19 protein-coding genes and 2 pseudogenes are annotated in these 23,743 nt (G+C 56.1%); 9 read left to right on the top strand and 12 right to left on the bottom strand.

Translation table 11 applies throughout. From position 1 onward, the window contains the following. Positions 1-98 precede the first annotated feature (98 nt). From purM to DW724_RS10950, 7 genes are all read left to right on the top strand, one after another. Positions 99-1,139, top strand: a complete 1,041-nt coding sequence (gene purM, locus DW724_RS10980) for a phosphoribosylformylglycinamidine cyclo-ligase (protein ID WP_117492082.1) — start codon at positions 99-101, stop codon at positions 1,137-1,139. A 143-nt stretch (positions 1,140-1,282) separates the two neighbouring features. Next, entirely contained in the window at positions 1,283-1,906 is a 624-nt protein-coding gene (purN, locus tag DW724_RS10975; RefSeq protein ID WP_118360631.1) for a phosphoribosylglycinamide formyltransferase, read from the top strand. Between the two features lie 17 nt (positions 1,907-1,923). After that, positions 1,924-2,637, top strand: coding sequence for an IMP cyclohydrolase (locus DW724_RS10970; RefSeq protein ID WP_117492078.1), 714 nt, complete (start codon positions 1,924-1,926; stop codon positions 2,635-2,637). Between the two features lie 30 nt (positions 2,638-2,667). Next, a complete protein-coding gene (locus tag DW724_RS10965) occupies positions 2,668-3,843 on the top strand; it encodes a phosphoribosylaminoimidazolecarboxamide formyltransferase (RefSeq protein ID WP_118360630.1) in 1,176 nt (391 codons plus the stop codon). Then, positions 3,843-4,376 (top strand): hypothetical protein, encoded by a 534-nt coding sequence (locus DW724_RS10960; RefSeq protein ID WP_118761492.1) that lies wholly within the window; start codon positions 3,843-3,845, stop codon positions 4,374-4,376. The genes DW724_RS10965 and DW724_RS10960 overlap by 1 nt, the downstream gene beginning before the upstream one ends. Continuing rightward, positions 4,377-5,627, top strand: coding sequence for a phosphoribosylamine--glycine ligase (purD, locus tag DW724_RS10955; RefSeq protein WP_118761491.1), 1,251 nt, complete (start codon positions 4,377-4,379; stop codon positions 5,625-5,627). 76 nt (positions 5,628-5,703) lie between these two features. Then, on the top strand, positions 5,704-6,228 hold the full coding sequence (locus DW724_RS10950) for a hypothetical protein (RefSeq protein ID WP_110435875.1): 525 nt from the start codon (positions 5,704-5,706) through the stop codon (positions 6,226-6,228). 274 nt (positions 6,229-6,502) lie between these two features. Here the strand turns inward: DW724_RS10950 and DW724_RS10945 are convergent. Then, a pseudogene (locus DW724_RS10945) lies at positions 6,503-6,841 on the bottom strand (MobA/MobL family protein); the annotation flags it as partial. Positions 6,842-6,858: 17 nt separating this feature from the next. After that, positions 6,859-7,572 carry a M23 family metallopeptidase gene (locus DW724_RS10940; protein ID WP_118761490.1) on the bottom strand — a complete coding sequence of 238 codons (714 nt, stop codon included), beginning with the start codon at positions 7,570-7,572 and terminating at the stop codon, positions 6,859-6,861. Positions 7,573-7,770: 198 nt separating this feature from the next. On the opposite strand from DW724_RS10940, the gene DW724_RS10935 reads away from it, so the two are divergent. Beyond that, on the top strand, positions 7,771-8,436 hold the full coding sequence (locus DW724_RS10935) for a GTP pyrophosphokinase (protein ID WP_118761489.1): 666 nt from the start codon (positions 7,771-7,773) through the stop codon (positions 8,434-8,436). An 11-nt stretch (positions 8,437-8,447) separates the two neighbouring features. Beyond that, positions 8,448-9,911, top strand: coding sequence for a DNA recombination protein RmuC (rmuC, locus tag DW724_RS10930; protein ID WP_243105739.1), 1,464 nt, complete (start codon positions 8,448-8,450; stop codon positions 9,909-9,911). Positions 9,912-10,586: 675 nt separating this feature from the next. On the opposite strand, the gene DW724_RS16440 is transcribed toward rmuC, so the two are convergent. The 10 genes and pseudogenes from DW724_RS16440 to DW724_RS10880 form a co-directional block, all read right to left on the bottom strand. Further along, positions 10,587-10,799, bottom strand: a complete 213-nt coding sequence (locus tag DW724_RS16440; RefSeq protein ID WP_442861281.1) for a hypothetical protein — start codon at positions 10,797-10,799, stop codon at positions 10,587-10,589. Next, a complete protein-coding gene (locus tag DW724_RS10925; protein ID WP_243183967.1) occupies positions 10,796-11,092 on the bottom strand; it encodes an alcohol dehydrogenase catalytic domain-containing protein in 297 nt (98 codons plus the stop codon). Before DW724_RS10925 ends, DW724_RS16440 begins: the two co-directional genes overlap by 4 nt. A 73-nt stretch (positions 11,093-11,165) precedes the next feature. Continuing rightward, entirely contained in the window at positions 11,166-12,095 is a 930-nt protein-coding gene (gene pfkB, locus DW724_RS10920; protein WP_118761488.1) for a 1-phosphofructokinase, read from the bottom strand. 227 nt (positions 12,096-12,322) lie between these two features. Continuing rightward, a pseudogene (locus tag DW724_RS16065) lies at positions 12,323-12,815 on the bottom strand (IS3 family transposase); the annotation flags it as partial. A gap of 239 nt (positions 12,816-13,054) precedes the next feature. After that, positions 13,055-16,645 carry an S-layer homology domain-containing protein gene (locus tag DW724_RS10905; protein ID WP_118761485.1) on the bottom strand — a complete coding sequence of 1,197 codons (3,591 nt, stop codon included), beginning with the start codon at positions 16,643-16,645 and terminating at the stop codon, positions 13,055-13,057. A gap of 181 nt (positions 16,646-16,826) precedes the next feature. Next, complete coding sequence (locus DW724_RS10900; protein ID WP_118761484.1) at positions 16,827-17,993, bottom strand: ABC transporter substrate-binding protein; 1,167 nt, start codon at positions 17,991-17,993, stop codon at positions 16,827-16,829. 313 nt (positions 17,994-18,306) lie between these two features. Next, positions 18,307-19,866, bottom strand: coding sequence for a response regulator (locus tag DW724_RS10895; protein WP_118761483.1), 1,560 nt, complete (start codon positions 19,864-19,866; stop codon positions 18,307-18,309). Further along, entirely contained in the window at positions 19,863-21,299 is a 1,437-nt protein-coding gene (locus tag DW724_RS10890) for a sensor histidine kinase (protein ID WP_118761482.1), read from the bottom strand. Before DW724_RS10890 ends, DW724_RS10895 begins: the two co-directional genes overlap by 4 nt. Further along, positions 21,292-22,236 (bottom strand): substrate-binding domain-containing protein, encoded by a 945-nt coding sequence (locus tag DW724_RS10885; protein WP_118761481.1) that lies wholly within the window; start codon positions 22,234-22,236, stop codon positions 21,292-21,294. Before DW724_RS10885 ends, DW724_RS10890 begins: the two co-directional genes overlap by 8 nt. 535 nt (positions 22,237-22,771) lie before the next feature. After that, positions 22,772-23,677: a DUF4349 domain-containing protein gene (locus DW724_RS10880; RefSeq protein ID WP_118761480.1), complete on the bottom strand. Its 906-nt coding sequence runs from the start codon at positions 23,675-23,677 to the stop codon at positions 22,772-22,774. Positions 23,678-23,743: the final 66 nt, after the last annotated feature.

Raw genomic sequence — 23,743 nt, 5'->3', positions numbered from 1 at the left:
AAATAATCGCGCATTGCGCGAATCCGCAATTTTCCATTTTCAATTCTCAATTTTCCATTTTTCCCGTTCATACGATAAATGAAAGTGAGATGTAAAACATGAGTGTAAGCCGTTCTGAAAGCTACAAGGCTGCCGGCGTTGACGTTACCGCAGGCTATGAAGCGGTCAAGCTGATGAAGCCGATGGTAGAAAGCACCTTTACCAAGGGCGTTATGGGTACGCTCGGCGGCTTCGGCGGCCTGTTCCGTCCGGAGTTCAAGGGCATGAAGGATCCGATCCTCGTTTCCGGTACGGATGGCGTCGGCACCAAGCTCAAGCTGGCGTTCCTGATGGACAAGCATGACACCGTTGGCATCGACTGCGTTGCCATGTGCGTAAACGACATCGCCTGCTGCGGTGCACAGCCGCTGTTCTTCCTCGACTATGTTGCAGTCGGCAAGAACCATCCGGAGAAGATCGCACAGATGGTTTCCGGTATCGCAGAGGGCTGCCGTCAGGCAGGCTGCGCGCTGATCGGCGGCGAAACCGCTGAAATGCCGGGCTTCTATCCGGAAAACGAGTACGATATGGCCGGCTTCTCTGTCGGCATGGTCGATAAGGAAAAGATGATCGACGGCACCGGCATCAAGGCCGGCGACGCGCTGATCGGTGTAGCGTCCTCCGGCGTACACTCCAACGGCTATTCTCTGGTTCGCAAGACGCTCGGCATCAACGAGAAGTCGGTTCGCCGCTACATCGACGAGTTTGGCAAGACCCTCGGCGAAGAGCTGCTGACCCCGACCAAGATCTACGTTAAGGCGATCCAGTCCCTGATGGGCAAGGTTGAGGTTAAGGGCATCAGCCACATCACCGGCGGCGGCTTCTATGAGAATGTACCGCGCATGCTGCCGGCAGGCATCGTTGCCAAGATCGAGAAGGCTGCTATGCCGGTTCCGCCGGTATTCGACCTGATCGCAAAGACCGGCAAGATTCCGGAGCGCGACATGTACAACACCTTCAACATGGGCGCCGGTCTGGTTCTGGCCGTTGCCGCTGAGGACGCTTCCCGCGCGGTTGCAGCAATTTCTGCTGCAGGCGAGCAGGCTTATGTGATCGGCGAGTGCGTAAACGGCGCCGAAAAGGGCGTAGAACTCGTTTAAGTAAATTGAAAATGGAGAATTGGCGCTATCCTTGCGCGGGTTTTGTCCGCGCTGCGTGGTTCAGTGCAAAGCGATGTGTTGAATAATCGCGTTCTGCACGAATCCGCAATTCTCCATTTCATTTGTTTTTTGGAGAAAAATAAATGACAAAAATTGCAGTTTTGGTTTCGGGCGGCGGCACGAACCTGCAGGCGCTCATTGACGCACAGCAGGCGGGCAAGATCGAAAACGGACAGATTTCGCTCGTGGTTTCGTCCAACCCGAAGGCGTATGCACTCGAGCGTGCCGCAAAAGCGGCTATTCCCTCCGAGGTGCTGCGCCGCAGGGACTTTTCCGACGCGGAAGAGTACGGCAAGGCGCTTACCGCTCTGCTGGAGAACGCAGACATCGGTCTGATCGTGCTCGCAGGCTTCATGACCGTCCTGCCGGACAGCTTCTGCCGCCATTTCGAAAACCGCATTATCAACGTACATCCCTCGCTCATCCCCTCCTTCTGCGGAGAGGGCTTCTACGGTCTGCGCGTGCATGAAGCCGCGTTGGCAAAAGGGGTAAAGGTTACCGGTGCGACCGTGCATTTTGTATCCGAAGTGGTAGACGGCGGCGCAATCATCGCGCAGAAGGCCGTTGAAGTGGAAGATGGCGACACACCGGAGACCTTGCAGAAACGCGTCATGCAGAACGCGGAGTGGATTCTTCTGCCGCAGGCAGTATCCGACTTCTGCGCAGGCAGACTGCGCGTGGACGGCGCTATCGTCCATAAAAACTGAACAGGAGTGACAGCATTATGAGCAAGAATGTTTTTGACATCAGCCAGGAGCTGATGAGCAACGCATATCCCGGCCGCGGCATTATTCTCGGCCGCACCCCGGATAATAAAAAGAATGTTATCGCCTACTTCATCATGGGCCGCTCGGAGAACAGCCGCAACCGCGTGTTCACCGAAACCGAGGACGGTATCCGCACGGAGGCATTTGACCCGTCCAAGATGGTCGATCCCTCGCTGATCATCTATCATCCGGTGCGCCTGTACAACGGCACCCTGGTCGTTACCAACGGCGACCAGACCGATACCATCGTGGACTATCTCAAGCAGGGCAAGAGCTACTTTGAGGCGCTCCGCACCCGCCAGTTTGAGCCGGACGCCCCCAACTACACCTCCCGCATTTCGGGCGTTGTCAATCCGGACGGCTCCTACAGCCTGTCCATCCTCAAGAACTTCACCTCGGACCGCACCGCCAACAAGCGTTTTTTCTATGAGTACGATAAGCCGGTTGCCGGTCTGGGCCACTTCATCCATACCTATCAGTGCGACGGCGATCCGCTGCCGCCGTTCCGCGGCGAGCCGAAGTGCATCCGCATCGAGCTGCCCATTCACGAGTTCACCAACCTGCTCTGGAACAGCCTGAACGAGCAGAACAAGGTTTCGCTGTTCGTGCGCTACGTCGATCTGGAGACCGGCGAAGTTGAGCAGGAAATCCGCAACAAGAACGCAGAATAACTGCGGCCTGATGAGCAGAAAGGACTATTTATGAAAGAATTAGCCTTAAAGTACGGCTGCAACCCCAACCAGAAGCCGGCCCGCATTTTTATGACCGAGGGCGAGCTTCCGATTGAGGTACTCAACGGCAAGCCGGGTTATATCAACTTCTGTGACGCATTCAACTCTTGGCAGCTCGTCCGTGCGCTGAAAAAGGCGACCGGCCTGCCCGCAGCTGCGTCCTTCAAGCACGTTTCTCCGGCCGGTGCCGCGCTCGGCAAGCCGCTGACCGATGTTGAGCGTCAGATGTACTTTGTTGACACCGACAAGGAGCTGTCCCCGATTGCATGCGCTTACATCCGTGCACGCGGCGCTGACCGTCTGTGCTCCTACGGTGACTGGGCGGCGCTGTCCGATACCTGCGACGCAGACACCGCTTCCTACCTCGCACACGAGGTTTCCGACGGCATCATCGCACCGGACTTCACCGCTGAGGCCCTCGAGATCCTCAAGACCAAGCGCAAGGGCGGCTACAACGTTGTCAAGATCGACCCGAACTACGAGCCAAAGCCGATCGAGCAGCGCGACATTTTCGGCATCCGCTTTGAGCAGGGCTACAACAACTACGAGATTAACGAGAGCCTGCTCACCAACATCGTTACCGAGAACAAGAATCTGCCGGAGAGCGCCAAGCACGACATGATCCTCGCGCTCATCACGCTGAAGTACACCCAGTCCAACTCGGTCTGCTACGTCAAGGACGGCATGACCATCGGTGTCGGCGCAGGTCAGCAGAGCCGCATCCACTGCACGCGACTCGCCGGCAACAAGGCCGACAACTGGTTCGTTCGTCAGCATCCGAAGGTCCTCGGTCTGCAGTTTGTTGACGGCATCCGCCGCCCGGACCGCGACAACGCGATCGACGTTTACACCTCGGACGAGTACGAGGACGTACTGGCTGAAGGCGTATGGCAGAAGACCTTCAAGGTAAAGCCGGAGGTGCTCACCGCTGAGGAAAAGAAGGCGTGGATTGCAAAGAACACCGGCGTAACCGTCGGCTCGGATGCCTTCTTCCCGTTCGGCGACAATGTAGAGCGCGCACGCAAGTCCGGCGTGGAGTACATTGTACAGCCGGGCGGCTCCATCCGTGACGACAACGTAATCGAGACCGCGAACAAGTACGGCATCACGATGGCGTTCACCGGCATGCGTCTGTTCCATCACTAATGAAACTGCTGAAAGGCTATTATGCCTACTTAGCCGTATCCGGCGGACTGCTGCTCAGTCTGGCCGCGCAGTACAACTGGGCACTGCAGATACTGGCGTTCGCGCTGGTGTCTGCCGGTGCGCTGTCCGTGCAGAATGCGTCCCGCTGGTATATGCGCGCGAGCATTGCCGCGGACGTGACGATGGCGTTCAAGCTCATCCTCGGTCCGGCAGTCATCCCGCCCTGTCTGCTGCGGATTGTGCTGCAGTATGCGGCGCTCGTGCCGCTGCTGCTCACCGGCTGCATGCTGCTGATGGGCGTAAAAGACCAGATGCACAAAATCGAGCACAGCACGCTGCCCGAATGGGTTTTGCTGGTGGTCTGGAGCGCGGGCTACATTCTCGTGCTCGTGAGCGCACCCGGCTGGCTGAACGACTATCTGTTTAACACCGTCTGGACACTGGCCAATACCTGCATCTCCATCGGCACAGTAGCACTGATCGTAGAAATGTTCCGCGCACAGCGCATATACCTACAAACGGAGGAACAATAAATGAAAGTTTTGGTTATCGGCGGCGGCGGCCGTGAGCACGCCATCGTCCATACATTGAAGAAGAGCCCCAAGGTTGACCACATCTGGTGTGCACCGGGCAACGGCGGCATTGCCGCTGAAGCGGAGTGCGTTGCCATCAAGGCGACCGACATCGACGGCATGGTGGCTTTCGCCAAGGAGCACAAGCCGGATCTCGTTATGGTAGCACCGGACGACCCGCTTGCACTCGGCATGGTAGACGCGCTCGAGGCCGCAGGCATCCGTGCCTTCGGTCCGCGCAAGAACGCCGCTATTATTGAGGGCAGCAAGTCCTTTGCGAAGGATTTAATGCAGAAATACAACATTCCGACCGCTGGCTACGCTGTTTTTGAGAACTCCGCAGACGCGATCGAGTACATCAAGAAGAATGGCGCGCCAATCGTTGTCAAGGCAGACGGTCTTGCACTCGGCAAGGGCGTTACCGTGGCTATGACCGAGGAAGAAGCCATCGAAGCAGTCAAGGACGCCATCGACGGCGGCGCATTCGGCGGCGCCGGTGCGCGTGTCGTTATCGAGGAGTTTCTGACCGGTCCGGAGGTTTCCGTGCTCGCCTTCGTAGACGGCAAGCACCTCAAGACCATGCCGTCCGCACAGGATCACAAGCGTGCCTACGACCATGACGAAGGCCCGAACACCGGCGGTATGGGCGCATTCTCGCCGTCCCGCTTCTATACCGACGACATTGCCGCCGAGTGCATGGAGACTATCTTCAAGCCGACCGTCGCGGCCATGGAGAAGGAAGGCCGTCCGTTCAAGGGCGTGCTGTATTTCGGCCTGATGCTGACCCCGAAGGGCCCGCGCGTTATCGAGTACAACGCTCGTTTCGGCGACCCGGAGACGCAGGCTGTCCTGTCCCGACTGGACACCGACCTGTTTGACATCTTCAATGCCATTATCGACGAAAAGCTCGAGGATATCGACATCAAGTGGGCGGACAATGCCGCCTGCTGTGTCTGCATGGCGTCCGGCGGCTATCCGAAGGCCTACGAAAAGGGCAAGGAGATCACCGGTCTGGACGATGTGACCGACTCGTTCGTATTCCACGCAGGCACCGCCGTCAAGGACGGCAAGCTGGTCACGAGCGGCGGCCGCGTGCTCGGCGTAACGGCAGTTGCCCCCACGCTCGACGAAGCGATCCTCAAGGCGTATGCCGATGTCAAGAAGATTCACTTCGATAAGGCGCATTATCGCACCGATATCGGCGTAAAGTAATATTTTACGTTTATTGTAGGGCGGGCTGACCTCAGTCCGCCCTACATTCTGCGTGAATGGAAGAAAGGAAAAAAGAATGAAAATCGAACAGCAAAATCAGATTTTAGGCTGCATGAACGATGTTCTCAACCAGAACGGCTTCCGTGCGGAAATCATGCAGAAGGACGGCGCACCGACCATTCTGCGCTGCGAGGCAATGCGTCAGGGCAAGGTTGCCAAGGACGTTGTGATTGAAGCCTGCTTCATCCCGATGCAGCTGCCCGCAGAGGACATGGGTCTGCTGCAGTTCTTCGTTACGCTGTTTCAGGGTGCCCCGGAAAACAACAAGGTGCAGCTTCGTCATGCGTGCGATTACTGCAACAACTTCTGTGCGCTCGGCTCGTTCGGCTTCTTTGAGGAGGCCGGTCAGATTTACCTCAAGCACAACACACTGGTGGACGGCTCTCTCGAACTCGAGAAAATCATTCCGTTTGTGGCGGATAACATTTCCGTGCTGATCGCAGCAGTCTCCCGCTTCATCGACGGTCTGGCGCAGATTGCCTATGCAGGCATGACGCTCGACGCTGTTATCGAGCAGGACTTGTTCCCGAAGCTCGGCTAATTGCAAACAAGAAAACACCGCAGAGTAAGGCTTAACCGTTTTAAGGAACTATAAGTCCTGCGGTTAGGGCAGAGAACGGTGTGACCGTTAAGGTCACGCCGTTTTTTTGCGTCCAGGGGTAGATTCTGCAATCATGAGTTCTGTCAGTGCGGGGATTTCCACATGGTCCCTTTCAAGAATCCGCGAAATCTGCTCTGGGCCTTTGCCGTCAATGCAGAGGTCAAAGACGCGCTTGACAATCCGGGCAGCATCCTCATCCAGAATCCACTTGTCCTTGCCGCTGCTCGTTGCCCCATCTGCCGTGTTCGTCCAAAGGGTGAATGGGGCACATGACATGAAAGTGCGGATTGGAAATGCCGACGTCCTCCTTGTCGAGAGAATGAACGGCAAAGTCCACTACCATACCCCGGCTCACAAAGTTCTCCAACAAAAATTGCCTTGCCAGAGCGATGTTCTCCTGCATGGAAAACTCGTTCTGCAAGGCAATGTCAAAGCTGTACGCAAGCTGTGCTTTCTTTCCGCGTTCGGCTTTCTCCACCACGTTCCAGATGGTTTCACGGTCTGCATACTCCGATGGCGCATGCGATGGCAGCAGGATTTCAGAGCAGATCACGCACAGTCTGTGTCGATTTACTCCGGCTCATCCTCATCGAGCAGCGTGAGTACATCAATCGGCGCGTCATTCTGCGTCACCTGCACATGCACATGGGTGCCGAGTGCGGATTCTGCGGGAATGCTGTCCGCGCACACGCCGAGCGCCTCACCGGCGGAGACAACCTGTCCTTCCTGCACGCGTACATCGTCCATGCCGCAGTACGACGAGGTCAGACCGTTAGTATGCGTCAGCGTCACGCAGGTGCCGTACAGGCCATCCTCGGCAATCTGCTGCACAGTGCCGTCGGTCAGTGCGAGCACGGTTTCGCCGGCTTCGGCAGAGAAGTCCGTGCCGGCATGAACACGCCAGTCGCCCATAGTCGGCTGGAACAGCAGCGTGTCACCCGAAAACGGCGTCAGCACGGCTCCGGACACCGGCCGCACATACACGGGTGCGCTGACCGTCACCGCCGGTTCCGGCTCTGCCGCCGCGACCGGCTGTTCCTCGATCACCGGCTCGGGTTCCTGCTCCTGCTGCAGAACAGTAGCCGGTTCGGTCGGTGCTTCGGCGGTCGAGTCGGCCGGTGCGATGATAGGCATGCCGGTGTCCGGCTCGACCGCGTTCTGCCGGTGTGCATTGTACCAGATCACCCATGCGGATGCGGCGATGATGAGCGCACACAGCGAAAGAATGGTGTAGAATCCGCGGGTAGAGAGCGCCGCGGTGTGTTTGGATTGATATTGCTTCATGTCCCTTTACCTCCGTTGCTGACAGTATGGTCGGCTGCTGCGGAAAATATACGCGCCGCCGAAAATTTGCCGCACAGCGGACACTTCATCGGCAGATGCCGGATAGCCCACAAAAGGGAAGTCCGGTGCACATTGTACCCGATTGTCGAATGTGGTATAATGATAGCAGGAAAGAGAAACGCAAGGAGGGTAAAGACTATGGAACTGGCTGACTTTTTCGCGATTGACCGGCTGTCGCAGCACGACGAGGAACTGCTGATCGAATCCGCGATGCAGATGCAGCAGATGATGCTGCTGTACGAATCCGGCATCCGTGAGATCAAGACCAAGCTGGATATTCTAAGCGATGAGTCGCGTATTTCGGGCAAGCCAAGCCCGATTGATGCCATCAAGAGCCGCATCAAAAGCCCGCGCAGCATTATCAGCAAGCTCAAGCGGCGCGGATTCCCGATCACGCTGCAGTCCATGATAGACAATCTGAACGATATTGGCGGTATCCGCGTGATCTGTCCGTTTATCGAGGATATTTACACAGTAGCGGACATGCTCATGCGGCAGGATGACTTGACGCTGATCGAGAAGAAGGATTACATTGCCAATCCCAAGCCGAACGGCTACCGCAGCCTGCATCTGATCCTCGAGGTGCCGATTTTCCTCGCGGAACGCACGCAGCCGGTACGCATCGAGCTGCAGATTCGCACGATGGCGATGGATTTCTGGGCCAGCCTGGAGCACCAGCTGCGCTATAAATCCGATGTGGAGATTCCGGAGCATATGTCCGATGATTTGAAGAAGTGTGCGGATGTTATTGCGGAGACCGATCAGGAGATGCAGCGCATCGCAAAAGAACTGAAAGTGCTGTAAAAGGAGAAATTATGCAATACATACCCATTATAACCCTGGTTCTGGTGGTAATCCTGCTGGGACTGGTCATTGCTCTGCTGACCCGCAAGCCGGAAAAGCCGGAGCTTCCGCAGCAGATTGACCCAACCGCATCCATTACTGCGCTCGGCACGCTCGTGACGCAAAACCTGCGCGAAGGCCGGGAAGCACAAAGCAATCAGCTTTCCGCGATGGACAAGAGCCTTGGCGACAAAATGAGCGGTCTGACCGATCAACTCGGTCGGTTTGAGACGCGTCTGCAGGGCTTTACGGCGGAAACAACGCAGAATCTGACCAATATCCGCGAAACCGTGGACAAAAACCTGCACACCTTCACGGGTGAGACTAAACAGAATCTGGAAATCATCCGCAGCACGATGGACAAGAATCTGCACACGTTCACCGGCGAAACCAAACAGGATTTGGAAACTATCCGCGAAACGGTAGATAAAAACCTGCACACCTTCACGGGTGAGACCAAGCAGGATTTGGAAAACATTCGCGTTACAGTGGATAAAAATCTGCGCGCCATGCAGGAGGACAACAACAAAAAGCTGGACGATATGCGCCAGATTGTAGACGAAAAGCTGCAGAAAACACTGTCTGAGCGCATGAACGAGTCGTTTAAGCTGGTCAACGAGCGTTTGGAGCAGGTTTACAAGGGTCTCGGTGAGATGCAGACGCTGGCACAGGGTGTCGGTGATTTGAAGAAGGTGCTCACCAATGTCAAAACCCGCGGCATTGTGGGCGAGATTCAGCTAGGCGCGATCCTCGAGGACATTCTCGCGCCCGAGCAGTACGAAACCAACGTGGCGACCGTGCCGAACAGCCGCAATGTGGTCGAGTACGCGGTCAAGCTGCCCGTTGAGGACGGCAGCTTTGTCTGGCTGCCGATTGACTCCAAGTTCCCGGGAGACACCTACGGGGCGCTCCGTGATGCGTACGAGGAAGGCTCGCGCGAGCAGATTGACGCATGCGTCAAGCAGCTGATTGCCACTCTGAAATCCGAGGCAAAGGACATTCACGACAAGTATCTCGCACCGCCGCATACGACCGAGTTCGGCATCATGTTCCTGCCCTTCGAGGGACTGTATGCCGAAGCTGTCAGCCGCGGCATGGTGGAGATTCTACAGCGGGACTACCATGTTAATCTGGCAGGTCCGAGCACGATGGCAGCGCTGCTGAACAGCCTGCAGATGTCGTTCCGCACGATTGCGATTCAGAAGCGCTCGGGTGAGGTCTGGAGCGTTCTGGGTGCGGTCAAGACCGAGTTTGACAAGTTTGAAGCCTGCCTGACGCAGACGCAGAACCGACTCGATCAGGCGAGCCGCGAGCTGGATAAGCTGGTCGGTACGCGCACGCGCGCTATCCGCCGCAAGCTGAAGGGCGTTACCGAACTCAGCGAGAGCGAAACGCAGAAGGTTCTGGATATCGGCACCGATTCGGAAGAAGAGTGAGCGCTGAGCGGAAAGAGATTCTCAACCGCTTTCTCGGCAAAAGAAAACACCGCAGAGCAAGGCTTAATAGTGATAAAGTACTATTTAGCTTTGCGAGGGGCAGAGAACGGTGTGACCACAATGGTCACGCCGTTTTTCTGCGTCCAGGGGTAGATTTCGCAACGACTCCATCCCAAATTTTGTGTGTCCACAATCTCTACTACGCCGCAATCTAATTTCCCTCGCTCTATCATTTTGCATTACCTATTTCATTTACCTCATATACGAGAAAAAGCCCAGCTTTTGCTGAGCTTTTCGACTCTCGTACTTCGTGCGGCAGCACGCATAAAATAGAATTTGCGGAGCAAATTCATAAATTCCGAGAGCATGTATCTCGGAATTTATACAAGGGAAGAAAAAATGTGCCTGCAAGGCGCGGTTTTTCTTCGGAATTCGATCGAAAGCGTGGTTTCGATCGAGAGGCTGCTCGGAAAACGTTAGTTTTTCGACAGCCTCCGGTTATTTCGTTTGAAATAACCGGTTTTTCTTATTTTCCGATTCTGTTAAAAGTTTTTGTTCCGATTTGCGAGGGGCAATATACAGATACTGCCGCCGTATCGGCGTATGAGCCGAATATCTGACTTTAACCCCCAAAGAAACCCTATCTGTCCAACAACAGACAGGGTTTTCTCACTGTTACAGCACCTTTTTTTGCCGCCCGGAAGCTTTGACAGATTGAGCGTAGTCGCGGCCAAGCACGGCGCTGCACAGCTCTACCACGGCTGCGACCGGTGCATAGCAGAATACATCGTCGAAGCCGGTGCCGCCCTTTTCAATACCCATTTCGCGGTGATAAACACCTATCTTGGTGTGATAAGCGGCGTTAAACGCACCGACCGAGCAACTCATCGTCTCCGCAAGAGACACCTCGTAGTAAGCGCAGGCTGCAGCGTGAACTTCATGCCCGGCTTGAATTTATCCTGATGCTTCGCGCCAACCTTGACGATATCGCCCGCGAACTCGTGACCCATGACGGCCGGATGCTCAGCTACATCGGGATGCACGCGCTTGTGCTCGGTGCCGAGGATGGCACACTTGTAGGTGGACATACAGATGCTGTCGGATACGACCTTGACCAGAATCTCATCATCGCGGATTTCCGGCAGTTCAAAGGCATCCAGACGCAGGATCATTCGCAGCATGCAGACGTACATCCCTTGCTTTCATAATAAAACTCTCCTTCACCATATCTTAAAACACGATAGATTTCAACAATTACAGCTTGGAAAAGCGTACCTTCGGAAGCAGCGCCTCGATAACCGAGCGCTCGGCGGCCTGTGTGCCGCTGCACATGACATTCGCGGCTCCGGTTGCAGTCGAGAGACGGACCGCGTTCTCCTCGCTCATATCCTGCGACTCGGCATACGCCAGCGCGGCCACCACGCTGTCACCCGCACCGACCGTACTGCCGACCGGAACCTTGAGTCCCTCAGCGTAAATCGTGCTGCCCTTGCGCAGATACAGCGCACCGCGGCCGCCCAGCGAGATAACCACCCGTTCGATACCGCTCTCCAGCAGCTTTTGACCTTCTGCGGTCAGTTCTTCGATGGTTTCCAGTTTTCTGCCCGCCAGACGCGACAGTTCATCATCATTCGGCTTGATGAGGTACGGCGCGGCCTTTAAGCCTTCCGCCAGTAAAGCGCCGTCCGCATCGAGGAACACCCGCGCACCTGCGTTTTTGCATGCGCTCGTCCACACGCGGTAGGTATCCTGCGGTGCGCCCTTCGGCAAGCTGCCCGCCAGCACCACAATGTCGCCTGCATGCACCTCAGCCAGAAGGTCGTTCAGCAGCGCATCTAAATCTGCATTCGTGACGGTCAGACCCGGCTCGTTGATGTCGGTATTCGTGTGGCCGATCCGGTCGATGATTTTGATATTCGTGCGGGTCTGCCCCTCAACGAACCGGAACTGCGTGGTGAAATTCTCGTTTTCGAGCAGCTTTTCAAGCGCTCTGCCGCTCTCACCGCCCAGAATGCCGACGGCGCGGCTCTCGCCGCCCAGCTTGGCAATCACTTTGCTCACGTTAATGCCCTTGCCGCCGGGATCCGTGCGCATTTCCGTGATGCGGTTGACCGTGTCAAGCGCAATACTCGGAATTTCTACCGTTTTATCCAATGCGGGGTTGAGTGTTACCGTATAGATCATGGAATGACCCCTTCCATATATTTGAAACTATTGAAACAAAAGCTATACTCAAAATAGCAACAGTCCGTATAAGCGTCAATCTGTTATTTCAACAAATAATCCCTTTCGTTTTTGTAAGGAATCACAAGAGCACATTCTCTCTGTAAATTCTGTTCTGCGTGCAAAAGGAACGGCAATGCAGATGAAGTGCCCCAAAAAGTTAGACAATCTTTTGAAGTAAAAATTGTTCAAGCTGCCGAAAGGGCTTGTTGGCTGTGAACCGCAGGCAGCAAGCCCTTCGATTTTGCCTTGATTCTGCGGTTGTTGTAGTAGTCCGGATAGTCAATGAGTTCCTGCTTGAAGTGCTCCATGGACTGAAATTTTTGCAAATACAGCAGTTTGCTCTTGAGCAGCCCGAAAAAATTCTCAATCACAGCGTTGTCTAAACAGTTGCCCTTCCGGCTCATGCTTTAACGGATACCCTTTTTCACGAAGCATCCATTGGTATTGCTTGTGCTGGTACTGCCAACCCTGATCCGAGTGCAGGATTAGATTTGTGTTGTCCGGAATTTTTGCAAATGCCTTGTCCAACATCGTTGTCGCCATGCTTAACACAGGTCGATCCGAAATCGTATAACTGACCAAATCACTGCTGTGCAAGTCAAGAATGGGCGACAAATACTGCTTTTCCCCGAACAGGCTGAACTCCGTCACATCCGTTACCCATTTCAGATTTGGCTTCCGCTGTGATACGGCGATAGCTGTACCTCGAGCATCGTTTCGACCACCAGTTTCTTGAATTCTGGTGTGTATCGTTTGTTCGGTACTCCTTTTGACATTAAAATCACCCCATCTATTAGATAGTATATCACACTGTCTAACAAATGGGGTGCTGTTCAATAACCTCTCCTGACTTTTCCTGTTCTGAACGCAAAGGGTCTCCCGCCAAATGGCGGGAGACCCTTTCTCATTTTATCGGCTTATTTACCGGTCTTTTCACACAGCTTCTGCATGATAACAGCTACCTGTGCACGGGTGGCCGTCCCCTGCGGGTCAAAACGGTTGCCCGATTTGCCGCTCAGCAGACCAGCCTTCTGCATTCTGGTTACAGCGTCCTTCGCATAAGCGCGGATGCTTGCGCTGTCGGCAAATGCAGCTGCACTGCCGGTTTCCTCTACCTTGGTGCCGGTGGCGGTCAGGTAATTGTCCATGATAACCGCAGCCTGCTCACGGGTGATGAGCGCATTCGGATTGAAATGCGAAGCGTCCACGCCGGAAACGATCTTATTGGCTGCTGCCCAGTTGACGTATGCGTTGTAGTACATTTTGCTGTCTACGTCGGCAAACTGGCTCTGGGTGTTGTACGCGGAGATATCTGCGCCTGCCATACGGCCAAGTACGGTGACAAACATGCCGCGGGTCATGCCCTCGTTCGGGGAGAAGGTGGTTGCGGTCGTGCCGTTGAACAGCGCCTTATCGGTCACATATTCGATGGCATCCTTTGCCCAGTGGCCCGCGATGTCGGTAAAGGTGCTTACCGTACCCTCAACGACCTTAACATTCTTGCCCACGGTGCCGTAGTCGTCGTAATCCACAGAGTAATCGTTGAATACATCATCGGATTCGTAGCCTACTGCATCGGTGAAGGTGCCCTCGTTCCAGTCTGCCAGCGTTGCCCAAGTATTGGCATTGCCAGCCTTGATGGAATACGAGTTGATAACCGGAATATCGGTGGACTTCTCTGCAACAGAAGAGTTCAGTACGGTAGTAACGCGAACATACTTTGCACTGCCCAGTGCGGAAATATCAACCGTGTTCTTGCCGTTCTTCAGCTCTGCGGACTGGGAAGCCTTTACGGTCTTGCCGTCGTCCGAGGTCTCAACGGTTGCGGTTGCAGAAGCCGCGCCGGTGATCTCTGCGTTATAGGTAAACTGTGCTGCACTGCCGGTCATTGCGCGCCACTCAGTGGTGTGCGTGCCCTTGGTGACGATATTCTCCGGTGCGTAATCCAGCCATACGACCAGCTTGTCGCTTTCCGGACCCTTTGCAGTCGGATTTGCGTAAATCTGCTTGTTCTCCTCTGCGGTCAGCTTGGTGGTGTAGAAGCGGAGCTGGCCGATGTCGCCCGTCAGCATGGTGTGCGTCTTGCCGCGGCCGCGGTCTGTCAGCAGATGACGGTGGAATGCAAAGCCGGAGTACATGGACTTGCCTTCCCAGTTGCGGATCTCAGAATCAAAATTCGGTGCATCGGTGTGACCGCTTGCCTTGGTATCCTCGTAGCTGTCGCCGCCGGTTGCACGATCAAAGCCGCCGGTGTACTGTACCCACTTGCCGAGGGTAACGCCGCCGCCCATATTCTCGTCGTCGTTCCAGAAGTACTCGCCGTTATCGTTGTTGAAGCCAATGCCATAAGTAACCATGCCGGTCTTGCGGACTGCCATGCGGAACAGGTAGTTGGTGCCGTAGCTGATGGAAGCGCCCTTCATCAGCAGCGGGTTGTGGTCCCACTCATCGCCCGTTGCCAGACGATCGATGTTTGCCCAAACCATGCCGGTAACGCCGTTGTCTACCACATAGTTCTTGTTATCCGGAATTTCCACATAATCGTCCACGCCGTCCAGAGACAGACCCCAGCCGCCGTTGTACTTAACGAGCGTCGGATTGCCGCGGATGATGCCGTCGTTGCCCTTGCCGGACTTATCCTTTACGATCGGGGTGCCCTGCATGGAGCCGAGCACGGCAACGGTCTTCTCTGCCGAGTTGCCGACCTTGACGGTATAGCTGCCGCCTGCCGGTGCCTTGTAGGCAAACTCAACCGTGCGGGTCTCGCCTGCCTTGAGCGCAGTCTTCTGCGAGGTAACGGCTGCGCCGTTGATGTACAGCACTGCCTCTGCGGTGCCGTCCTCATTGCCGATGTTCTGCACATCCGCCTTGGTGTAGATGACATCGCTGGTCGGCTCGCTTACCGTGCCGCTGCCAAGCTGCAGGCGCAGGTTGCTGTAGGTGTAGGTTGCCTTGCGGAAGGTAACATTGACGGTCTTGGTGTAGCTGTCCAGCTTGAGGGTATGCGTGCCGAGTGCGGAAAGCGTCAGCGGTGCGCTCAGCGTTGCGGACTCGCCGGGATTCAGACCGACAACACGCTCCTTGCCGCTCTTGCCGAACTCATACAGCCAACGGTCGGTGCCGTTGTCCTTGACACACATGGAGGCGGTTGCCAGACCCTTGCCGACATTGGTCACCTTTGCGGATACCGTGACAGTGCCGTTGGACTGAACGGTGTCCGGGGTGATGGAAATATCGCTGTACGCCAGCTTGGCGCCGTCCTTGGACAGCGTAACCGTCTCAAATACCTTCTCGCCGTCGCTGCTCAGACCCAGGTTCTTATAGGTCAGCAGACCGTCCTTGACGGTTACTTCGAGCATATCGCCCTTGCCGGTTGCAAGCAGGTTGGGATAGTTGTCGTTTAGGCGCTGATCCGGCTTGCCGGTGTCGATCTTGCCGTCGCCGATGCGGGCATCGCCCTGGGTTACATACAGGGTATCCGCGCCGCGCTTCGGGTCAGCAGAAGCATAGCGGGAATACAGATGGGTATGGCCGCTGAACATGATATTCACGTTGCCGTTCTCCACGATGGAGGGAACGTACTTGCGGGTCAGGTCATCCTCGAACGGATGGTGCATGGTAACAACGCGGAAGTCAGCCTTCTTGGCATTGTCGGTTGCAAGATCAGCCTTGAGCCAGTCGAGCGACTCGTTTACAACGGCCTTGGTTGCCGCATCTGCCTCGCCGCCGCCCGCAGTGGAGTTCAGCTCGAACAGGGACCACGGGTTGCTGTCCAGCATATCGAAATGCACCGGACCGCAGTCAAACGCTACGTTGCGTCCGGTCTCGTTGGACTTATACTGCTCCTTCTGCACCTTGGTGACATACTCATCAAAGTAGACACCGTAATCGTGGTTGCCGCTGTTGTAGATGACCGGCACATTGTGCAGGAACGAGCCGACATTCTGGAACCAGTACGGGAACTGATCCTTCTGAGAGCCGGTGCCCTCTACCATATCGCCGGTATGCAGGATAAAGTCCGGATCGAACTGTGCGATCACGTCGGAAACCTTAGTTGCCGTTTCAAAGCGATGGCTGTCGCTGACAACCACAAAGCGGATCTCATTCGAATTTTCGGGCAGCGTGCGGAAGTGACCATCCATAGTCTGTCCGTCCTCGGTCTCAACCTTGTAGGTATAGGTCGTACCCGGAGTCAGATCGGTCAGGCGGGCACGATACATGTGCATGCTCTCACCCTTAAACTTTTCGCCCTCCTCTACCGGAACCTCGAGCGTTTTCTTGTCCGCATCGCTCGTACCGTAGGTAATGGTGGACTTCATCGGTTTATCCAGTTCCCAAACGACAACCATGCCGTTTGTTTTCGGGGTCATCAGGTACGGACCCGTCAGGAAGGAGCCGGTATCCGTCCTTCCGATTGCGAAAGCAGTGCTCGGCACCAGTGTTGCCAGCATCACGGCCGACAGCACACCGCTGAGCAGCCGCCGCATACGCGAAGATTTTTTAGCCATTTTCTTTTCTCCTTTCTCTTCACGGTACGGCTGCCGCCATACCGCCGCGTCTATGTTAAACCTTTTAAGTTAAGGCAATACCGCATAATTGAACAAGAGTGATTTGCGAGTAAATTTTGCGTACTGACGAGGCCCAGTTTTGCGGTAATACTTGATGTATTACCGTGAAACTGCAACAAAGTCAGGACACAAAATTTCCGCAAAGCACCGCGGCAGTGCGACCGGAGCCTGCACAAGGAGCCGCCGCTTTAATTGTGCGGTGTTGCCTTAAGGTTCGCGCGCTGTAAATATGCGTGTCGAAGTACGAAATCAGCCGCGTGCGGTTCTCGCCTGCCCACTCCAGATCGTAGGTGATGAGCTTGACCTCGTCCAGCGACGGCAGTCCGTCCGCTGCGCGGGCGGTGCTGTTTGCCGGAAGACGGCAGCTTTTCGCTTCGATGTAGCATTCCTCTCCGCGGGAAGAGGTCAGCCAGTCGATAAAGGTGCGGGCGTTTTCGCGCTCCTGCTCCGGTGCACCACGCACAAGCGCGCACGCGCCGATCTCATAGCCGGTGCCGTCTGCCGGACTGCGCACCTCAATGGGATAGCCATCCAGCGCCGCACGGAAGGCGTCGTGCGAGAACACGATACCGACGGCGTATTCGCCGTTTTTTACCCGCTCTGCCGGCTCCACACCCGAACGGGTGTACAAACCGACGTTTTGGTCTAATTTTTGAAGATACTCCCACGCCTTGTCCTCGCCGCGCATCTGCACAAGCGTTGCCAGCGTGGTATACGAGGTACCCGAGCTTTTCGGAGTTGCCATCACAATCTGCCCTGCCAGTGCAGGCGACAGCAAATCGTCCCAGCAGGTCGGCATCGGCGTTCCCGTCCGTGCAAACCAGTCGGTGTTGCAGGCGAAGCACAGCGTGCCGATGTAGATCGGATTCCAAACGCCCTGCTCATCCTGATAGGCTTCGGGCACATCGGTCAGCTCGGGACTTTGATACGCCTCCAGCAGACCGGCCTCTCGCAGCTGAATATAGTTATCCGCCGATCCGCCCAGCAGCACAGAAGCCTGCGGGTTGTCCCGCTCCTGCTCGAGCCGCGCGGTCATTTCTCCGGCAGGAAGATGAATACAGTCCACGGTGATGCCGGTCTCCTTGCGGAAGGCACTGCAGTACAGCAGCGTTTCCGACTCCGGCAGCGGACTGTAAACGGTAAGATGGTCATATTTCGGTGTTTCTGTCCCCTCCTCCATCGCATGATTGTGCTCCTGCGGTGAGGGATCGTTCTGCTGCTGACCCGTACAGCCGCAGAGCAGTCCGGTCAGCAGCAGAACAACAGGAAGAAAACATATTCTTTTCATAGTTTCCACCTCGATACAAAAGGCGGGCAGCTTTTCTCTGCCCCTATACTATAACAGTTTAAGCGGCTTCGCTCTACCGTCCATCATCCGATAAAATTTTACCATTCAAGAAGGCCGTTCCTGAACGGTGAATTTCTTACGATATTATTTTAGGCAGTACCGCATAATTAAGCAAGAGCGATTTGCGAGTAAATTTTACGGACTGACGAGGCGTGGTTTTGCGGTAATACTTGATGTATTACCGCAAAATCACAACAAAGTCAGGGCACAAAATTTCCGCAAAGCGCCGCAGCTTTAATTGTGCGGTATTGCCTCATCTCTCTTCCGACCGGCTGCGGTACTCGCGCGGCGAAACACCGACGTGCTTTTTGAACAGATAGCTGAAATAGTGCGAATCCTGATAACCGACGTCGAACGCAATATCGCTCATGCGGCTGTTGCCCTTGGTCAGCAGATGCTTTGCCGCCTCGATGCGGACAGCGGTCAGATATTCGACAAAGGTCTGACCGGTCTCCTGCGAAAACACGGTGGAAAAATGGTTCGGACTGAACCCGACCTCTGCCGCCACCATGTGCAACGAAATACCGCTGTCCGCATAATTTTCGCGGATAAACTCCTTTGCACGGCTGATCTCCGCGCTGTATCGCACATTCTGATGGCGATAACACAGACGAGTCATGCGGCCGAGCACCTCGGCGGCACAGGCCTTTGTGCCCTCGAGCGTCGCCGCCTGACTGAGCACCGCCTGCGGATCCTCCGGAGGCGGAATGCTGCCTGCCTGCACCTCATCAGCCAGCTGAGAGGCCGTGACGAGCAGATTCATCAGCAGATAATACCGGTACAGCACGCTCTGCATGTCCTGCGCCGCAGAGTCGCCGAAATAACCCTCGACAATACGCGGCACGTCCTCGGGAGCGGCATGCCGCAGCTTGTCCGCCAGTGAGCCGCCTGCCGAGAAATCGAACTCGTGCTGCACACCGGCAAAGTCCGTACTGCCGAATACGCCGTTGTCCGCACATGCGGAGGCCTGCAGCAGTGTATCCTTCGCTGTGCGGTAGCTTTCCGGCAGGGCGCTGACACGGGAGATCGGTGCGCCGATCGCGCACAGCGCGTTCCAGCCCAGCACCTGACAAAGCTCGTGCCGCAGGTTCTGACAAAACTCGTAGGCGGTTTCGCGCACAGCTTCCTCGGTCTCTCCGCGCAGCAGGAGCACCAGCCGGCGGCTGCCGCGGAAAAAGGCGCAGACCTCGCTTTCCTCGCCGCACAAACGCTCGGTCAGCGCGCGCACCTGCTCCTGCACGGCATTTTCCGGCAGACGCACGATGCTCACCAGATACTGCTTTGCTGTCAGCAGCAGCCCCCAGCGTTCTCCCTGTACAGCCGCCTCTGCAGTCGGCACGCTGCCCGAGAGCAGGTCGTTGAGAAAATGCTCACGCAGTACATCCTCCTCGCGCTCACTGCGGCTGTTTGCGCCCGCCGAGCGAAGCTGCTGCTGCTCCTGCTCAATCTGCTCGGCAATCTGTCCGAGCGTTTCGAGCAGCTGCGCCGAGCTGACCGGCTTGAGCAGATACGCATCCGCGTGCAGCGAAACCGCCTTCTGTGCATACTCAAATTCATCGTGTCCGCTGAGGAACACAATACGCAGCCATGGCATGGTGCGCCGTACAACCTTTGCCAGCTCCAGACCATCCATAAACGGCATGCGGATGTCCGTAATGAGCACATCCGGCTTCATTTCCATCAGCATAGGCAGTGCCATTTCGCCGTCCGGCGCCTCACCTGCAAATAGAAAGCGTCCCTGCTCCTTTTCAATGCAGTTGCGGATGCCGTCCCGGATGATCTCCTCATCATCCGCAATGAATACACGCATCATAGCGTTTTCCCCTCCTGTTCGTCCGGTACGGTGAAGCTGATGCGTGTGCCGTGCCGGTATTCACTCTCAATCGTCAGTCCGCAGCCGTAATACAGCCGCAGGCGCTGTTCTACATTGCGCAGACCGTAGCCGCCCTTGCCGTCCGGGTCAAGCGGTGCGCCATTCTGCAGCGAGGTCCGTACCTCGGCAAGACGCTCCGGTGTCATGCCCATGCCGTTGTCCTCCACGGCGAAGTACATGCCTCCTGCCTGCCTGCGGCCGGTCACGGTGATCTGTCCTCTGCCGCGCCTGCGCTTAATGCCGTGATAAATCGCGTTTTCAACCAGCGGCTGCAGCACGATTTTCAGCATATACCGCTCATGCAGCGCGGGATCAATATCAATCGTATACCGCATGATGCTGCCGTACCGCACCGACTGAATCTGCAGATAGTTTGCAACGTGCTGTTCCTCGCGCTCGACCGTGATGTAATCCGCGCCGCGGCTGAGCGAGATGCGCAGAAAGCCGGTGAACGCCATCGTCATCTCGACAACCTCGCTGTTGCGGCCCTCTTCGGCCAGCCAGACGATGGTTTCCAGCGTATTGTACATGAAATGCGGCGTAATCTGCGCCTGCAGCGCCCGCAGTTCAGCTTTTTTAACGGTCTTTTCCTGCTCGACCCGCTCATGAATGAGCGCCCCTAGCTGCTCCGCCATTGTATTGAGATCGCGTGTCAGCAGATGCAGCTCGTCGATCTCGGTCGGCGGGACGCGCTCGGTCAGCTCACCGGCGGCAATGCGGTTGGCAAACTGCTCCAGCTGCCGCAACGACGCGCCGATCGCACCTTCCAGATTGTCGGATGCCCGAATAGTCAGCCAGACCATCACGCCGACCAGCACAATGAGTGCAAGCGCTGCCGCACCCAGTCCGTGCTGAATGCGGGCGTTGAAACGGCCCATGCGGGCGATCTCATTCTCGATATAGCGGTCAAGCATGCTGCCCGCCAGATGGCCGACGCTGTGAATCTCGCGGTACAGCGATTCGTTGCGGCTGACTGCGGCACCGGCGTCCATCTGCGTTTCCAGCTGATCAACGTAGCTGTCGATCGTGCGGATGGCGCGCAGCGCCGCGTTGAGGTACTGTGCCTCGTCCTCTCCGGCACTGTCCAGCATATCGTTCAGTTCCCACAGAGCGCTGTCGATCAGCATCCGCTGCCGTCCATCCTCGAAGGAAATACGGCCAGAAACCACGTTCCACACCTCATCCGGCAGGTCCTGCACCAGCACAGTGCGGACCTCGGAGGCACGGGTCGTCAATGCAATATCCGCGCCATAGCGCTGTGTCAGCACAACCAGCAGACCGGCCAGCACGCACACCGGTAAAATCATGCAGACCACACTGTGCAGCAGCGACCGCCGCAGCAAGCCGTGCAGGCTGTGATGGGATTTACGCATCGGCTGTTCCCTCCTCCGTCAGCACGGCGGTGTCCGCCAGAGCGATATAGGGTTTCCACGGTGCCTTCGCAATCTGCTGGGCTGCGTCTGCGGTCAGTTCAGCCAGCTGCGTATCATCCAGTGCGCCGATTACGGCAACCTCCCCCTTTTTCTGCAGCGCGCGCAGCTCTGCACCGCCGCCAAACGCACAAATCAGCACATCCTTGCCCGGTTTACGGCCGTGGCTGTGCAGATAATCCACCGCACCGAGCGCCATCGCGTCATTCTGGGCGAAAATATAGCCGATTTCGTCCAGATGATCCTCCATCTCCTCCAGTATTTCGCAGCCGCGCGAGCGCATGCCGTCGCCGCACAGGCTGTAGGTTACGGTCAACCCGTGTTCCTCCAGAGACGCGCGGCAGCCGCGTGCAATCTCTCTTGCGTCCGAAGCATTTACCGTGCCGTAAAGCTCCAGTACACCGTCCCGCGGCATGCGCTGCTGCAGAAGCGCATCCGCCGCCTGCTCGGCGAGCGACGCATAATCAAATCCAATATGCTGCAGCGGCACATCATCCACGCCGCGTATCGCGCGGTCTATCGACAGCAGCGGCACGGAGGCGGATTTTGCTTCGCGCAGCACGTTGTCCCAGCCGCTTTCCACCAGCGGCGTAAATGCGATTGCGTCCACCTGATACACGATCAGCGCACGCACGGCTTCAATCTGCGCCTCCTGCGTGCGCTCGACCGGCATTTCCAGCACTTTGAAGCCATGTTCCTCCGCCGCATGTACAAGCGCTTCGGACTGCGCTTCGCGCCGGTCATCCTCTGCCGCCGTGGTGACAATACCGAGCACCGGCACATGGGCATTCTCTTTTTCCGGCTGTGCCAATCCCTGCAGCAGCCGCAGCATCACAACTGTGCAGAGCAGCAGCAATGCCGCCCCTTTCCATCGTTTCATGGTTTTCTCTCCGTTTCTCTTTCTCTCCTGAATGATTTAATCATATCACACTTTGGAGGAATGAGCCAAATGTATTTAACCATAGTATAAAAACTATCCAAATAAGCGCCTATGATATTGTGCATATTTCCTCACTTGGGCAGAGGAATATCTTCCGGCGCAGTCGGATCTACTTGCATTAGCTGTTGATATGCGGTATAATATCAATAAGTAAAAGATAAGAATGTGCGCAACGCGCACGAAAAGCCTCGGTGTTGCAGCACCGAGGCTTTTCTATTCCATTAGAGCAGGCGGCTTAAACCTGAGGCTCACTGCCAGTTACCGCTTTCCGTCCAGCCATTTGCAAATATAGTAAGCAACTACACTTGCCTCAACAGAAAGTAAAAAAGATAAGAAAATATGCACAACGCACACCCCCTTTCTCTACCTTTATGGGGGGCAGTAGCACTATCAGTATATCATAGCCGTAGCGAATCGACAAATACCGACAAAAGGAGCGCAGATTGCAATCATCTGCGCTCCTTTTGCACCTGTATTACCGATCATCTTTTTTTGTCGAAATCTCCGTCTGCTCGGCTTCGCGCGCCTTCCTGCGCCGACGGCGCAGGACCGCAACAGCGCCGCCTCCGGCAGCAGCCAGCAGGAGCACCGGCCAGAACATCACCGCACCGACGATGAGCGCGCGAACCGCGTTAACCAGACCGCGTGTTCCGGTCTTAGCCGCCTGCGCGAGCTGTGCGCCGAAGCCGCTGCCTTCTGGCGTTGCGGTCAGCGTCTGAACCTCTTTCAGATCCACATAGAAGGTCGAAAATCCGACCAGATCATCGTAATGACGCTTAGAGCCGGTCAGCGAGTCGATCTCGTATTCGCAGTCGGCCAGCGCGTTCTCGAGAGAGATAATATCCTCCATCTTATCCGCCTGATCGAGCAGCGCCAGCAGCCGCTCGTGCTTGGTGGTCAGCGTTGCCAGACGGGTTTCGATATCGGTATACTGCTCGGTCACGTCCTCGCTCGAACGCGAGCTGTACACCACATGCACGCTGCTGCCGAGCTGCTCGTAAAACGCCTCAAACTTCTCCTGCGGAATGCGCAGGACATAGCTTGCATGTCGGCTGCCCGCATCGCCGGAAAGACTGCTCGATTCAAGATAGCCGCCTGCATCCGCTGCCATTTTCTCAATATCCGCAGTGGCTTTGTCGAAATCCTGCGTTTCGAGCGTCAGATTAGCGTTCAAAATCAGCTTGGCGTTCTTTCTCACCGCAGAAAAGTCCGCACCGCTCTCAGCGGTATCTGCCGACGCTTCCTCGGTCCAGCCATTCATGTCACCCGGCATACTGCCGCTGTCACCGGCTGCCGCCGATGCCGAATTGCTGACGCTTGCTCCGCAGGCGGAAAGCAGCAGCAAAAGTGCAAGGAACAGGGGGAACAATCGTTTTTTCATAACAGACACCTCGTTTCTTGAGCGGTGCGGCGCACGGCCGCTGTATTTTCTCTTGTTACTTGATTA

The organism is Butyricicoccus sp. AM27-36 (genome assembly GCF_003480945.1).
In the GTDB taxonomy this organism is placed as follows: domain Bacteria; phylum Bacillota; class Clostridia; order Oscillospirales; family Butyricicoccaceae; genus Agathobaculum; species Agathobaculum butyriciproducens.
Note: the sequence above shows the minus strand (reverse complement) of the source record. Positions and strands in the feature narration are given on the sequence as shown.

What these genes read in the sequence shown, in the direction of transcription:
- DW724_RS10905 (WP_118761485.1), bottom strand. Translation starts at nt 16,645, where the DNA reads ATGGCTAAAAAATCTTCGCGTATGCGGCGGCTGCTCAGCGGTGTGCTG.
- DW724_RS16440 (WP_442861281.1), bottom strand. Translation starts at nt 10,799, where the DNA reads ATGAGTTGCTCGGTCGGTGCGTTTAACGCCGCTTATCACACCAAGATA.
- DW724_RS10895 (WP_118761483.1), bottom strand. Translation starts at nt 19,866, where the DNA reads ATGATGCGTGTATTCATTGCGGATGATGAGGAGATCATCCGGGACGGC.
- pfkB (WP_118761488.1), bottom strand. Translation starts at nt 12,095, where the DNA reads ATGATCTATACGGTAACACTCAACCCCGCATTGGATAAAACGGTAGAA.
- rmuC (WP_243105739.1), top strand. Translation starts at nt 8,448, where the DNA reads ATGCAATACATACCCATTATAACCCTGGTTCTGGTGGTAATCCTGCTG.
- DW724_RS10950 (WP_110435875.1), top strand. Translation starts at nt 5,704, where the DNA reads ATGAAAATCGAACAGCAAAATCAGATTTTAGGCTGCATGAACGATGTT.
- DW724_RS10890 (WP_118761482.1), bottom strand. Translation starts at nt 21,299, where the DNA reads ATGCGTAAATCCCATCACAGCCTGCACGGCTTGCTGCGGCGGTCGCTG.
- DW724_RS10900 (WP_118761484.1), bottom strand. Translation starts at nt 17,993, where the DNA reads ATGAAAAGAATATGTTTTCTTCCTGTTGTTCTGCTGCTGACCGGACTG.
- DW724_RS10935 (WP_118761489.1), top strand. Translation starts at nt 7,771, where the DNA reads ATGGAACTGGCTGACTTTTTCGCGATTGACCGGCTGTCGCAGCACGAC.
- DW724_RS10925 (WP_243183967.1), bottom strand. Translation starts at nt 11,092, where the DNA reads ATGCTGCGAATGATCCTGCGTCTGGATGCCTTTGAACTGCCGGAAATC.
- DW724_RS10880 (WP_118761480.1), bottom strand. Translation starts at nt 23,677, where the DNA reads ATGAAAAAACGATTGTTCCCCCTGTTCCTTGCACTTTTGCTGCTGCTT.
- purM (WP_117492082.1), top strand. Translation starts at nt 99, where the DNA reads ATGAGTGTAAGCCGTTCTGAAAGCTACAAGGCTGCCGGCGTTGACGTT.
- DW724_RS10885 (WP_118761481.1), bottom strand. Translation starts at nt 22,236, where the DNA reads ATGAAACGATGGAAAGGGGCGGCATTGCTGCTGCTCTGCACAGTTGTG.
- purN (WP_118360631.1), top strand. Translation starts at nt 1,283, where the DNA reads ATGACAAAAATTGCAGTTTTGGTTTCGGGCGGCGGCACGAACCTGCAG.
- DW724_RS10970 (WP_117492078.1), top strand. Translation starts at nt 1,924, where the DNA reads ATGAGCAAGAATGTTTTTGACATCAGCCAGGAGCTGATGAGCAACGCA.
- DW724_RS10940 (WP_118761490.1), bottom strand. Translation starts at nt 7,572, where the DNA reads ATGAAGCAATATCAATCCAAACACACCGCGGCGCTCTCTACCCGCGGA.
- purD (WP_118761491.1), top strand. Translation starts at nt 4,377, where the DNA reads ATGAAAGTTTTGGTTATCGGCGGCGGCGGCCGTGAGCACGCCATCGTC.
- DW724_RS10960 (WP_118761492.1), top strand. Translation starts at nt 3,843, where the DNA reads ATGAAACTGCTGAAAGGCTATTATGCCTACTTAGCCGTATCCGGCGGA.
- DW724_RS10965 (WP_118360630.1), top strand. Translation starts at nt 2,668, where the DNA reads ATGAAAGAATTAGCCTTAAAGTACGGCTGCAACCCCAACCAGAAGCCG.